This is a genomic window from Streptomyces sp. LS1784, assembly GCF_020103755.1.
Classification (GTDB): domain Bacteria; phylum Actinomycetota; class Actinomycetes; order Streptomycetales; family Streptomycetaceae; genus Kitasatospora.
Genome location: NZ_JAHSQD010000202.1, coordinates 1 through 13,211 on the forward strand (window position 1 = coordinate 1; position 13,211 = coordinate 13,211).

The following is a 13,211-nucleotide window of genomic DNA, read 5'->3' on the forward strand; positions in this document are numbered from 1 at the left end:
TGTGGGCGGTGGGGCGCGCCAGACCGGTGGCGGCGACCAGCCCCGCCAGCGTGGCGGGGCCCGACTCCAGTGCGCTGAGCACCAGAGCGGCCTTGTCGAGAACGCCGACGCCGCTAGTGTTGTCCATACCATGATATTGCAGTCTCAGTTGGCGAGACGCAAGTCCGTTTCGGTGGTCGCCATCCTTCCAGATGCCCGCAAAGCGGCTTTTCCGAGGCCCGGTGTCTCACATAGCGGACACGCCGGAGGATGCTCCGCGGCGCGGAAACCGGGGGAGCCGAGGGAAGTCGAATCGTCGGGAGAAACGAAAAAGCCCCTGCCGTGTCTCTGTCGGACACGGCAGGGGCCGTAAGAAGAATTCGGCGGCGTCCTACTCTCCCACAGGGTCCCCCCTGCAGTACCATCGGCGCTGAAAGGCTTAGCTTCCGGGTTCGGAATGGAGCCGGGCGTTTCCCTCTCGCTATGACCACCGAAATGATCGGGCCGGGCAATTGCTCGAAAACATTGCCTTCGCCTCGCCGCAAATCATAGCAGGAGGAAAAGCGCGGGGATTCCGCGGCCTCAGAAGCCGACGGCCTCGCGCAGCAGCAGGACGGTCCCCGGGGTGAGCCGGGCCGGGGCGTTGAGCACGAGGAGCTGGTTCACGGCGCTCGGTCGGCCGTACGCGGCCCGGGCGCGGTCGGATTCCAGCGGGAGGACGTGCTGCTCCAGGCGCCGCAGGGCGGCGGGGAGGTCCGGGACGACCTTCTGGGCCCCGACGACCCAGATCGCCCGGCCGGCACCGCCGACGTAGGCGGGCAGCTGGCTGCCGGTGGCCGAGGCGACGACCAGGGAGCCGGTCTCGGTGACGGCGGCGACGCTGCCGAGCGCCACGTCCGGGGTGGCGACCATCGTGCGGATGCCGTCGGCCTCGGTGGCCCGGTCCATGGCCAGCGCGCGGGGTTTCACGGCCCGGTAGCGGTCGCCGGTGTTGACGTCCTCCTCGATGCCGGAGAGCCGGAGGGTCTCGCTGGCCCCGGTGAAGACGGTGGCGCCGGCCGGGACCAGCTCCGCGACCCGGGTGCGCGCGGCGGCGGCGTCGTCCAGGATCTCGACGGTGAAGCCGTTCGCCGTCAGTGCGGCGGCCACCCGCTCCAGGCGGTCGACGGCCGTCGGGTCCGAGGCCGTGTGCGAGGCCGGGCCGGTGGCGTGCGGCGCCGCGCCGGTCAGCGGGGTGGTGTCCAGGTAGCGGATCTCGTAGACCCGCTCGGTGAACCGCCAGCCGTCCGCCGTGCGCCGGTAACGGTCGTGGTAGATCGCGTAGTTGAGCCCCTGTATGCCGTTCTTGAGGCGGACGACCTCGCGCATGTGCGCACGGCCGGTCGCGGTGTCGCCGTCGATCCGGATCGCGCCAGGGTGGGTGTTCTGGACGAAGAAGTCCCACTGCTCCTGGAGCTTCTCGCCGCCGGCGCGGATCTGCTCCGGGCCGATCAGTTCGACCGGGACGTCGGGCATCCGCAGCACGCCGTCCGGGGTGAACAGCTCGGCGAGGCGGGTGCGGTCGCGCATCATCGCCGCGTCGGTGAACTCGGCCTGCAGGGCCGCGATCTCGACGCGGTCGGCGATCGCCTGGAAGTCGTTCATCGGGTTCTCCGTTCCGTGTGACCAGTGCGACGAGTACGACCGCGCAGCCGCTCGGAATGTGAGGTGGCGCGGAGGGTGTCACATCCCGGGCCGCCGGCCTGTCTTAGGAGGAGAGGGGAACCGTCGAGTCGAAGGGGTGGGGACACGGTGCGGGAAGCAGAGGGCGACACCACGACCGGGCCGGGCCTGGGCGCGATCATGAGCGAGCGGCGCCGGCTGATCAACCTGGCGTACCGGATGCTCGGTTCGCTGGCCGACGCCGAGGACGTGGTGCAGGAGACCTACGCGCGCTGGTACGCGCTGCCCCGGCGGGAGCGGGAGGCGATCGTCTCGCCCGCCGGCTGGCTGACCACGGTGGCCAGCCGGATCTGCCTCAACCTGCTCGGCTCGGCCCGGGTGCGGCGGGAGCGCTACGTGGGCGAGTGGATTCCCGAGCCGCTGCCCGCGCGCCGGGAGTGGACGGACGCCGCGGCCGACCCGGCGGCGGACCCGGCCGACCGGATCACCCTGGACGAGTCGGTGAGCATGGCCTTCCTGGTGGTCCTGGAGGCCATGACGCCGGCCGAACGCGTCGCCTTCGTCCTCCACGACGTCTTCCGCTACCCCTTCGCCGAAGTGGCCGCGATCGTCGGCCGCACCCCGGCCGCCTGCCGTCAGCTGGCCACCTCCGCCCGCCGCCGGATCCGGGCCGCGCAGGCCCCGGTAACGCCGACGAGCGCGCAGGCCGGCGTCGTCCGGGAGTTCAGGCGGGCCTGGGAGGCGAAGGACCTCAAGTCGCTGATGGGCGTCCTGGACCCCGAGGCCACCGTGATCGCCGACGGCGGCGGTCTGGTCGGCGCGCTGCTGCACCCGCTGACCGGGCGCGAGCGGATCGCCGCCGCCTACCTGGACTCCGACCGTTTCGCACCCGGCATCACGCTGCTGGAGTGCAGCGTCAACGGTCTTCCCGGCCTGGTCGCCCGGCAGGACGGCGTGACCGTCACCGTGTTCGCGTTCCGGATCGCCGAGGGCCTGATCACCCACATCTGGGCGGTGCGCAACCCGGAGAAGCTCCGGCCCTGGACGGAGGGCCGGCCGAGTGGGGGCGACGCGCGGAAGTGAGGCGCGTCACGCCGGGTGCGCGCCCCATCCGTCGTGTCCACGCCCGTACGCACACCACCGAACCCACCCCTGTGCGCCGATCGCCCAAAAACCGACCGATAAGGTGTTAATCCAACATTCATCCATGCCGCATAGCCTCCGGGGGCTAGCCTCATGCTGAACGTCATCGTCCGACCGGGAGGCGAAAGCCCCGTGCAAGGCACTGTCACCACACCAGGCGGCTCCACGGTGGCCGGGGGCCAGGGCGAAGCGTTCCTGCTCGTCGTGGACGACGAACCCAACATCCGCGAGCTGCTCTCCGCCTCGCTGCGCTTCTCCGGCTTCCGCGTCGCCTCCGCCGCCAGCGGCACCGAGGCGCTCGAACTGGTCGCCGCCGAGCGCCCCGACCTGGTCGTGCTCGACGTGATGCTCCCCGACCTCGACGGCTTCACCGTCGTCGAGAAGCTGCGCGAGCGCACCAGCCGCGGACAGATAGCCGGCCCGGCCCACGGGCACCCCGGCGACCACCTGCCGGTGCTCTTCCTCACCGCCAAGGACGGCGTCGGCGACAAGGTGCAGGGCCTGGCCGCCGGCGCGGACGACTACGTCACCAAGCCGTTCAGCCTGGAGGAGCTGATCGCCCGGATCCGCGCCATCCTGCGCCGGGCCGGCGGACCGGCCGAGGACGGCCGGCTGGTCGTCGCCGACCTCAGCCTCGACCCGGTCGCCCACGAGGTCACCCGGGGCGGAACCACGGTCTCGCTCTCCCCGACCGAGTTCAAACTGCTGCACTACCTGATGGCCAACGTCGGCCGGGTGGTCTCCAAGTCGCAGATCCTCGACCACGTCTGGGCCTACGACTTCGGCGGGGACCTCTCCATCGTCGAGTCGTACATCTCCTACCTGCGCCGCAAGCTCGACTCCGGCCCGGCGCACGGCCCCAAGCTGATCCACACCGTGCGCGGCATCGGCTACGTCATGCGCCGCCCCCCGCAGGGCTGACCGGACCCGCTCGTGTTCGCCCGCTTCTCCTCCCGGCTGTCGCTGCGCGCCCGGCTGCTGGTGCTCGCGCTCGCCCTGGTCACCACCGGGCTCGTGGTCAGCGACACCTTCGTGCTCGGCACCGTACGGACCCAGCTGGTGGAGCAGCTCGACGAGCAGCTCCAGCGGTACGGGCCGCCGCTCTCCCGCAAGCCCCCGGGCCAGCTGACCGCGCCGGCCGCCGGCCGGCCCGCCGTCGCCGGCCGGCGGGTCAGCCTGCCCAGCCAGTACCTGGTGCAGTACCTCTCCTCGGACGGCAAGGTCCAGGCGGTGATGCGCCAGCCCGTCTCGGACAGCGATCCGGCGCCCCAGCTGGCCGGGCTGGACCCGACCCGGACCGCCCCCGACGTCCCCTTCGACCTGCCCGACCAGCGCGGCCACCACAGGTGGCGGGTACTGGTGCTGCCCCTCCAGACCCCCCGCGGGCAGGCCCCCAACCCCAGCGCGTACGCCTCGCCGACGCTCACCCCGACCCACGTCATGGTGGCGGTCTCCCGCGAGGACATCGACGCCACCCTCGGCAAGCTGAACACCTCCTTCCTGGCCATCGGCGGCGGCGTCCTGGTGCTGATCGCCGCGCTCGGCTTCTTCGCGGTACGGGCCGGACTGCGGCCGCTGCGCCGGATCGAGGAGGGCGCCGAACGGATCGCGGCCGGCGAGCTGTCGCACCGGATGCCGGAGCTCTCCCCGGGCACCGAGGTCGGCCGGCTGTCGATCGCGCTCAACGGGATGCTCACCCAGATCGAGGCGGCCTTCGCGGCCCGCGCCGAGTCCGAGGCCCGGATGCGGCGCTTCGTCGCCGACGCCTCGCACGAGCTGCGCACCCCGCTGGCCGGCATCCGCGGCTTCGCCGAGCTGTACCGGATGGGCGCGCTGCCCACCGACGCCGACGTCAAGCGGACCATGACCCGGATCGAGAGCGAGGCCGACCGGATGGGCGCCCTGGTCGAGGACCTGCTGGTGCTCGCCCGGCTGGACGAGGAGCGCCCGCTCGACCTCGCCCCGATGGACCTGCGCACCCTCGCCGCCGACGCGCTGCACGACCTCACCGCCCTCGACCCCAGCCGCCCGGTCGCGCTCACCGGCCCGGCCGGCACCGGCGCGCCCGGCGCCGCGCCCGTCATCGGCGACGAGGCACGGCTGCGGCAGGTGGTCACCAACCTGGTCGGCAACGCGGTCAAGCACACCCCGCCCGGCACCCCGGTCCGGATCGGGGTGGGCGCCGGCCCCGGCGGCATCTGCCTGCTGGAGGTCGCCGACTCCGGCCCGGGCCTCACCGAGGAGCAGGCCCAGCGGGTCTTCGACCGCTTCTTCCGGGTCGACCCCTCCCGCAGTCGCGACAACGGCGGCGGCGCCGGCCTCGGCCTCGCCATCGCGACCGCCCTCACCCGCGCCCACGGCGGCACCCTCACCCTGCACACCGCCCCGGGCGAGGGCGCCACCTTCCGGGTCGAACTGCCCCGCCAGCGCTGACCGGAATTCCGGTCGGTCCCGGCCGAATGCCCGGAATCCGGGCATTCGGGGCGCGGGTTCCATCGAATTTGTCGACTCGTCAATTCTCCGGTGAACCAGGAAGGCGCGGCGCTCGATCATTGCCGGAATCCGGCATGGAGCGTTAAGAAAGCGTCTGTCTATGATCGGCGCTGCCCGGTCGTCGGAATCCCTCACGGCCGAGGCTTTTGCTTTCCTTTAGGCCCGAAAGGGGTCATCGTGAAACTCCGCCGTTCGCTGGTCTCGGCCGCCCTCGTCGCCGCCGTCGTCTCGCCCGCCGCCGTGCTCTCCGCGGCACCCGCCTTCGCGGAGTCGGCTTCGGCGGCACAGACCCGGAGCGACGACGGCTCGATCGCCGAACTGGAACGGGCCGCCGCCGACGCCGCCAAGGCCTATACGGCGGCTGTCGCCAACGAGGCCAAGGTGCGGGCCGAGGCCTCCGCCTTCCTCGACAACTCGCAGCCCTACCTGGGCAAGTACCAGGAGGCCAAGGCCGCCGCGGCGAAGGCCGCCGCCGCCAAGGACGCCGCCAACAAGGAGGCCGAGGAGGCCTCCCGGGCGTACGGCTCCGCCACGGAGGAGGACCTGCCCAAGGCCAGGGAGCGGATGCTCAAGGCGATCGACGCCGCCAACGCCGCCATCGCCGCGGACGCGAAGGCCAAGGCCGACGTGACGGCCGCGCGGAACGCCATGGACGACGCCCGGGTCGAGGCGTTCCGCCGGATCCACACGGCGGATCAGGCCACCAAGGCCGCGGCCACCGCCAAGGCCGCCGCGGACAAGGCCCTCGCCGACGCCAGGGCGGCCGCCGAGAAGCCGGTCGAGAAGCCGGTCGAGCAGCCCGTCGAGAAGCCGGTGGAGCAGCCCGCGGCCGTCACCCCGGTCTCGGACACCACCACGAACAAGTCGACCACCGCGACCAAGACCACCGCCGCGAACAAGTCGACCAGCGCGACCACCACCCAGACCGCCACCGGCTCGGCCACCGAACTCGCCGAGACCGGCTCCAACCCGGCCACCCCGTACCTCGCCCTGGGCTCCGGCCTCGCCATCAGCCTCGGCGCCGCCGCCCTCTACGTCTCGCGCCGCAAGCCGGCCCGCTCCGCCTCCTGACCCACCCCCGTTCGCGCCCGCTCGGGAGGAAGGCGCGACCACCCCGGAACCGCAGGACAGGCCCCGGCCCGTCCTGCGGTTCCGGCGTTTCCGAGCCCCGAGCTCCCCGATCGAGTGAACCAACCGCCATTCACCTGATCGGCCCCTCGGCCGTGTGCGACTGTCCAGCCGTTGCTTGTGCGGACTCGCGCGGGCTGATCACACTGGACGGGAAGTGGGGTGTCTCAATGAGCGCGCTCGTTGCCGAGGGGACCGTCGTGGACCTGGACCAGGTGCTGTGGGAGATGTGGAAGTCCATGGACGTCCCCGAGGGCGTCCACGTGGAGATCATCGAGGGGTTCGAGGTGTCACCCACCGGCAACAGCCGCCATGCGCGTGTCAACAGGCGGTTGCTCGGGGCCCTGTTCGGCCACCTTCGGGGATCCGGGTGGTCGCCGGGAAACGACTGCAACGTCATCCACGGGCTCAAGGTGTTCATCCCGGACGCGTACGTGGCCCCTGAAGACGACGAGGAGATCGAGCATCCCGACGGCCTGGGTCTGCTTGCCTCCGGAATCCCCCTGGTCATCGAGACCGTATCGCCGGGTGCCGAAGCCCGAAAGCGTGACCACGTCCTGAAGCATCGCGCCTACGCGGCCGCCGGCATCCCGGTGTACGTGATCATCGACGACTACGACGACGGCGGCGCCGTCACCATCCTCACCGGCCCGGACCGCGAGCGCCGCGCCTACGCCTCCTCGACCCGGGTCCCCTACGGCAAGGAGGCCGTGATCCCCGAGGGCCCCGCCGAGGGCTTCGTGATCGGCCCCGACATCACCGGCGAGCGCCGTGACTGACCGCCCGGCGTCGTTCAAGCGGGACCTGTCCGAGTGGCGGATCGCCCTGGTGGCCTGGCGGCTGCTGGTGCTGCAGGCGGCGGACCCGGTGGTGGGGGCCGGGATGGCGGAGCACTCGACGTACCGCGCGCATCCGTGGCGGCGGGTCGAGCACACGCTGGGGAGCGGGCGGCGGCTGTTCTACCAGGACGCGGAGACGCTGCGGCGGGAGGTCGCGCGGCTGAACCGGTCGCACAAGCGGATCCGCGGGACGATGGCGGACGGGCAGCCGTACGACGCACGGGACGCGGCGACCAGGGTGTGGGTGCTGCTGACGCTGTTCGAGTGCGTCGTGACCATGCGGCGCCTCGGCGGGGACCGCTACGACGCCGGGCAACTGGAGCTGGCGTACGCGGAGTTCAAGGAGGCGATCGCCGCCTTCGACCTCCCCGAGGAGGAACTCCCCGCTACGGCAGCCGAGCTGCCCGCGTACTTCGCCCGGTACGCCCGGGAGCGGCTGGAGTTCACCGAGGCGGCGCGCTACCTGCTGGGCGATCTGCTGCGCGAGGCGCCCCGGCCGCGCCGGCTCTGGTTCCTCGGGGACGCCGGATGGCGGATCACCCGGGTGCTGGTCGCCCGGGTGATCCGCGACCTGACGGTGGCGGACCTGCCGCCCGCCGTGCGGGAGCGGTTCGGGCTGGTCCGCACCCGCCGGGCCGCGCTGCTGTCCACCGTGCTGCACCGGGGCGCGGGCGCCCTCGTCCCGCGGCTCCCGGACCGGCTGCGCTACCGCTCCCCGGAGGAGCACCGCGCGCCCCGCCTCCCCCGCCAGGGCCGGGACGCGCGCGGGCCCCGGCTGGACCGCTTCTTCCGTGAGGTGCTGGACCAGACCGGCGACGGCTTCATCACGGTGCACGACCTGCGGGCGATGGCGCACAACGTGTGCTGGCGGCTGGAGCTGGACGAGGCCGGCGAGGCCCGGGTGTACGAGGCCTTCGACAGCTGGTGGGAGCAGCTGCGTGCGGTGATGGACGCCGACGGGGACGGGAGGGTCAGCCGGGAGGAGTTCGTGGCGGCGACCCTGGCCGGCTGCGACCGGGACGAGGCCTACCTGGAGCGGGGGCTGCTGCCCGCGCTGCGGGCGGTGTTCGCCGCGGCCGACACCGACGGCAGCGGCTTCCTGGAGTTCGACGAGTACCGCGCGGTGTTCGGCGGGCCGCGCGTGCACCCCGCCGAGCTGTCGCACGGTTTCCGCCAGTTGGACGCCGACGGGGACGGCCGGATCACCCGGGAGGAGTTCCTCGCGGGCTTCAGCGAGTTCTTCACGGCCCGCGCCGACTCCACCCCGGGCACCGAGCTCCTCGGCCGGGCCTGACGGTCGCGCCTGACGGCCGGGCCCGCCGGTCGCGCCTGACGGTTGCCGGTGCCCCGGTCAAGCGGCCGGGGCACCTGTCAAGCGCCGCTTCGGCCAAGATCCTCGTCCGGTCCGCCCACTCGTTCGTTGTCCCGGCGCCCGACGGCTCCGCAGACTGTGCGCAGCGTCACGCACCGCTGTGCCGTGTCAACCCCACCCCGCCTGCGATTCCTTCGTAAGGATGATGGATACTACCTCTTGTGAACGTGTTCACGTTCACAAGCGGACAAGCTTGCGTGGTTGAGCAACGGTCTACGGCTTTAGAGAAGTTTGTCCGGAAGATGCCCGTCATCCTGCGGGCAGGTTGGGAGAGAGAGCGACGTGGAACTGGCAATCGCTCACGAGACCATCGCTCGATGGCAATTCGGCATCACGACCGTCTACCACTTCCTCTTCGTTCCGCTCACGATCAGCCTGGCCGCCATCGTGGCCGGGCTGGAGACCGCCTGGGTGCGGACGAACAAGGAGAAGTACTTCCACGCGACCAAGTTCTGGGGAAAGCTCTTCCTCATCAACATCGCGATGGGCGTCGTCACCGGCATCGTCCAGGAGTTCCAGTTCGGCATGAACTGGTCCGACTACTCACGCTTCGTCGGTGACGTCTTCGGCGCCCCGCTCGCGATGGAGGCGCTGATCGCCTTCTTCTTCGAGTCCACCTTCATCGGCCTGTGGATCTTCGGCTGGGACAAGCTGCCGAAGAAGCTGCACGCCGCCTGCATGTGGATGGTCGCGCTGGGCACCGTGCTCTCCGCCTACTTCATCCTGGCGGCCAACAGCTGGATGCAGCACCCGGTCGGCTACACGATCGACCCGGCCACCGGGAAGGCGCAGCTCACCGACATCGCCGAGGTGCTGTTCCAGAACACCACCCTCACCGTCGTCTTCCACACCCTGACCGCCGCCTTCCTCACCGGCGCCGCGTTCATGGTCGGCATCTCCTCCTTCCACCTCTGGAAGGCCAAGCACAAGCCCGAGACCGCCGACCCCAAGAAGACCGCCGTGATGCGCACCTCGCTGCGGCTCGGCCTGGTGCTCGCGGTGGTCTTCGGCGCCGGCACCGCGCTCAGCGGCGACACCCTCGGCAAGGTCATGTTCGAGCAGCAGCCGATGAAGATGGCCGCCGCCGAGGCACTGTGGGACACCCAGTCGCCGGCGCCGTTCTCGATCTTCGCGGTCGGCGACGTCAGCAAGGGCCACAACTCGGTCGCCCTGGAGGTCCCCGGGGTGCTGTCCTTCCTCGCCCACAGCGACTTCAGCTCCACCGTCCCCGGCATCAACGACACCGCCGCCGCCGAGGCCGCCCAGCACGGCGGAGACCCCAAGGACTACATCCCGAGCGTCTTCGTCACCTACTGGGGCTTCCGCTTCATGATCGGCTTCGGGATGACCTCCTTCGTGGCCGGCCTGATCGGCCTCTGGACCACCCGCAGGAAGCTCTTCCTGAGCCCCGAGTTCCGCACCGGCGCCACCGAGGTGCCCCGGCTGATGCTCACGCCGAAGCGCGAGCTGGGCCCGGTGCTCACCAAGTGGAGCTGGCGGATCGGCATCCTGACCATGGGCTTCCCGCTGATCGCCAACAGCTTCGGCTGGATCTTCACAGAGATGGGCCGCCAGCCCTGGGCCGTCTTCGGCCTGATGACCACGGCCAGCGCCGTCTCCCCCAACGTCAGCGTCGGCACCCAGATCGGCGCCCTGGTCACCTTCACCCTGCTCTACGCCGTCCTCGCCGTCGTCGAGGTCCGGCTGTTGGTCAAGTACGCCAAGGCCGGCCCGGTGGTGACCGAGCAGCCCCCGGCCAAGGACCCGTCCCTGCGCGGACCGTCCTCGGACGAGGACGCCGACAAGCCGCTCGCCTTCGCGTACTGAGCCACCAGGACCACTGGGGAACTGAGGATCTGACATGCAACTCCACGACGTCTGGTTCGTGCTGATCGCGGTCCTGTGGATCGGCTACTTCTTCCTGGAGGGCTTCGACTTCGGGATCGGCATCCTCTCCAAGCCGCTCGCCCGCAACACCGCCGAGCGCCGGGTGCTGATCAACACCATCGGCCCGGTCTGGGACGGTAACGAGGTCTGGCTGCTGACCGCCGGCGGCGCCACCTTCGCCGCCTTCCCGGACTGGTACGCGACGCTCTTCAGCGGCTTCTACATCCCGCTGCTGATCATCCTGGTCTGCCTGATCATCCGCGGCGTGGCCTTCGAGTACCGGGCCAAGCGCGACGGCGTCCGCTGGCAGCGCAACTGGGAGGAGGCCATCTTCTGGACCTCGCTGCTCCCGGCCTTCCTGTGGGGCGTGGCCTTCGCCAACATCGTGCGCGGCGTCGACATCGACGCGCACAAGAACTACGTCGGCACGTTCTGGGACCTGCTCAACCCGTACGCGCTGCTCGGCGGCCTGGTGACGCTCACCCTGTTCACCTTCCACGGCGCGGTGTTCGCGGCGCTCAAGACGGTCGGGGAGATCCGCGAGCGGGCCCGCAAGGCCGCCCTGCAGGCCGGGCTGGCGACCGCCGTGCTGGCGCTGGTCTTCCTGATCTGGACCCAGGCCGACAGCGGCAACGGCCGCAGCCTGGTCGCGCTGGTCATCGCCGTACTGGCCCTGCTCGGCGCGCTCGCGGCCAACCAGGTCGGCCGCGAGGGCTGGGCATTCGTCCTCTCCGGGGCGACCATCGTGGCCGCGGTCGCGATGCTCTTCCTGTCGCTCTTTCCGAACGTCATGCCGTCCACCCTGAACGACGCCTGGAGCCTGACCGTCAGCAACGCGTCCTCCGCCTCGTACACGCTCCGGCTGATGACCATCGTGGCGGCCGTGTTCACCCCGCTGGTGCTGCTCTACCAGGGCTGGACCTACTGGGTGTTCCGCAAGCGGATCGGGGTCCAGCACATCCCCGGCCACGCCCCGGCCGCCGAGTTCGAGCAGGTCTGACGCCGTGAAGCCGGTCGACCCCCGACTCCTCGGGTACGCCCGTACCACCAGGGCCTTCCTCGCCGGATCCGTGCTGCTCGGCGCGGTCGGCGCGGCCCTGGTGGTCGCCCAGGCGAGTCTGATCGCCGAGATCGTCGTCCGCGCCTTCCAGCGCGGGGCGACGCTCGGCGAGCTGACCACGCCGCTGCTGCTGCTCGCCCTGACGGCGGTCGGGCGCGGGCTGGTCGGCTGGCTCACCGAACTCACCGCGCACCGGTCCGTCGCCCGGGTGAAGTCCACCCTGCGGCGGCGGCTGCTCGACCACGCCACCGCGCTCGGCCCGTCCTACCTGGCGGGCCGGCGCACCGGCGAACTCACCACCCTCGCCACCCGCGGCATCGACGCGCTGGACGACTACTTCGCCCGCTACCTGCCGCAGTTGGCGCTGGCCGTGGTCGTCCCGGTGATCGTGCTGCTGCGGATCGTCGGCGCCGACTTCACCTCGGCCGCGATCATCGCCGGGACGCTGCCGCTGATCCCGCTGTTCATGGTGCTGATCGGGATGGCCACCCAGTCCCGGATGGACCGGCAGTGGAACACCCTCGCCCGGCTCTCCCACCACTTCCTCGACGTGGTCGCCGGGCTGCCCACCCTCAAGGTGTTCAACCGGGCCCGTACCCAGGCCGCCACCATCGCCCGGATCACCGCCGACTACCGCCGGGCCACCCTGCGCACCCTGCGGATCGCCTTCGTCTCCTCCTTCACCCTGGAACTGCTCTCCACCCTGTCCGTCGCGCTGGTCGCCGTCACCGTCGGGTTCCGGCTGGTGGACGGCACGCTCGACCTGGAGACCGGCCTGCTGATCCTGGTGCTCGCCCCCGAGGTGTACTTCCCGATCCGCCAGGTCGGCGCGCTCTACCACTCCAGCGTCGAGGGGCTGACCGCCGCCGACGAGCTGTTCCGGGTGCTGGAGACCCCGCTGCCCGCCGCCGGCACCACCCCGGCGCCGGAACTCGCGGGCGCCGTGATCGCCGCCGATGGCCTGGTCGTCCGGCACCCCGGGCGCACCGAGCCCGCGCTGGACGGCGCCGGGCTGACCCTGCGCCCGGGCTCCAGCACGGCGCTCACCGGCCCGAGCGGCGCCGGCAAGTCCACCCTGCTGGCGGTGCTGCTCGGCCTCACCGCCCCGGAGTCCGGCACCGTCCGGATCACCGCCGCCGACGGCCGCACCCACGACCTGGCCGAACTGGACCCGGAGAGCTGGCGGCGACAGATCGCCTGGGTGCCGCAGCACCCGCACCTGTTCGCCGGGACGGTCGCCGAGAACCTGCGGCTCTACCGGCCGGAGGCCACCGACGAGCAGCTGTGGACGGCGCTGCGGGCCGCGCACGCGCTCGACTTCGTGACCGACCTGAAGGCCGTCCTGGGGGAGGACGGCGCCGGGCTCTCCGCCGGGCAGCGCCAGCGCCTCGCCCTCGCCCGGGTGCTGCTCGCCGACGACCGGCCGCTGGTGCTGCTGGACGAGCCGACCGCCAACCTGGACGGCGCCTCCGAGGCGGCCGTGGTGGACGCCGTCCGGACGCTCGCCGCGGACCCGGCACGCACCGTGCTGGTGGTCGCGCACCGGCCGGCCCTGCTGGCCGTCGCGGACCAGCGGGTACGGCTGGCGGGGACCCCGTCCGTGCTGCCCGCCGAGCCGGTCGCCCCGCTCGCCCACAGCGGCCGCCCG

Annotated in this window: 11 protein-coding genes and 1 rRNA gene; 9 read left to right on the forward strand and 3 right to left on the reverse strand. The window is 71.7% G+C overall.

Annotated elements, in window-relative coordinates:
- From KS423_RS22575 to KS423_RS22585, 3 genes are all read right to left on the reverse strand, one after another.
- Positions 1-127, reverse strand: a 127-nt coding sequence (locus tag KS423_RS22575; RefSeq protein ID WP_224281414.1) for a helix-turn-helix domain-containing protein, incomplete at its 3' end; no start/stop codon positions are given.
- 230 nt (positions 128-357) lie between these two features.
- A 5S ribosomal RNA gene (gene rrf, locus KS423_RS22580) occupies positions 358-474 on the reverse strand.
- 87 nt (positions 475-561) lie between these two features.
- Positions 562-1,623 (reverse strand): nuclear transport factor 2 family protein, encoded by a 1,062-nt coding sequence (locus KS423_RS22585; protein WP_224281399.1) that lies wholly within the window; start codon positions 1,621-1,623, stop codon positions 562-564.
- A gap of 198 nt (positions 1,624-1,821) precedes the next feature.
- On the opposite strand from KS423_RS22585, the gene sigJ reads away from it, so the two are divergent.
- From sigJ to cydD, 9 genes are all read left to right on the forward strand, one after another.
- Entirely contained in the window at positions 1,822-2,724 is a 903-nt protein-coding gene (gene sigJ / locus KS423_RS22590; protein ID WP_224281415.1) for an RNA polymerase sigma factor SigJ, read from the forward strand.
- 192 nt (positions 2,725-2,916) lie between these two features.
- Positions 2,917-3,705: a response regulator transcription factor gene (locus tag KS423_RS22595; RefSeq protein WP_224281401.1), complete on the forward strand. Its 789-nt coding sequence runs from the start codon at positions 2,917-2,919 to the stop codon at positions 3,703-3,705.
- Between the two features lie 12 nt (positions 3,706-3,717).
- The gene (locus KS423_RS22600; RefSeq protein ID WP_224281403.1) at positions 3,718-5,217 is read left to right on the forward strand and encodes a cell wall metabolism sensor histidine kinase WalK; all 1,500 of its coding nucleotides are present in this window, start codon (positions 3,718-3,720) and stop codon (positions 5,215-5,217) included.
- 237 nt (positions 5,218-5,454) lie between these two features.
- A complete protein-coding gene (locus KS423_RS22605) occupies positions 5,455-6,348 on the forward strand; it encodes an LPXTG cell wall anchor domain-containing protein (protein ID WP_224281405.1) in 894 nt (297 codons plus the stop codon).
- A 227-nt stretch (positions 6,349-6,575) separates the two neighbouring features.
- The gene (locus KS423_RS22610) at positions 6,576-7,184 is read left to right on the forward strand and encodes a Uma2 family endonuclease (protein ID WP_224281407.1); all 609 of its coding nucleotides are present in this window, start codon (positions 6,576-6,578) and stop codon (positions 7,182-7,184) included.
- Positions 7,177-8,538 carry an EF-hand domain-containing protein gene (locus KS423_RS22615; RefSeq protein WP_224281409.1) on the forward strand — a complete coding sequence of 454 codons (1,362 nt, stop codon included), beginning with the start codon at positions 7,177-7,179 and terminating at the stop codon, positions 8,536-8,538. The genes KS423_RS22610 and KS423_RS22615 overlap by 8 nt, the downstream gene beginning before the upstream one ends.
- 360 nt (positions 8,539-8,898) lie before the next feature.
- Positions 8,899-10,443 carry a cytochrome ubiquinol oxidase subunit I gene (locus KS423_RS22620; RefSeq protein WP_224281411.1) on the forward strand — a complete coding sequence of 515 codons (1,545 nt, stop codon included), beginning with the start codon at positions 8,899-8,901 and terminating at the stop codon, positions 10,441-10,443.
- Between the two features lie 34 nt (positions 10,444-10,477).
- Complete coding sequence (cydB, locus tag KS423_RS22625) at positions 10,478-11,503, forward strand: cytochrome d ubiquinol oxidase subunit II (protein ID WP_224281412.1); 1,026 nt, start codon at positions 10,478-10,480, stop codon at positions 11,501-11,503.
- Between the two features lie 4 nt (positions 11,504-11,507).
- On the forward strand, positions 11,508-13,211 hold a 1,704-nt coding region (gene cydD / locus KS423_RS22630), incomplete at its 3' end, for a thiol reductant ABC exporter subunit CydD (RefSeq protein ID WP_224281413.1).

Coding starts and splice junctions, on each gene's coding strand:
- sigJ (WP_224281415.1), top strand. CDS start 1,822: ATGAGCGAGCGGCGCCGGCTGATCAACCTGGCGTACCGGATGCTCGGT.
- cydB (WP_224281412.1), top strand. CDS start 10,478: ATGCAACTCCACGACGTCTGGTTCGTGCTGATCGCGGTCCTGTGGATC.
- KS423_RS22610 (WP_224281407.1), top strand. CDS start 6,576: ATGAGCGCGCTCGTTGCCGAGGGGACCGTCGTGGACCTGGACCAGGTG.
- KS423_RS22585 (WP_224281399.1), bottom strand. CDS start 1,623: ATGAACGACTTCCAGGCGATCGCCGACCGCGTCGAGATCGCGGCCCTG.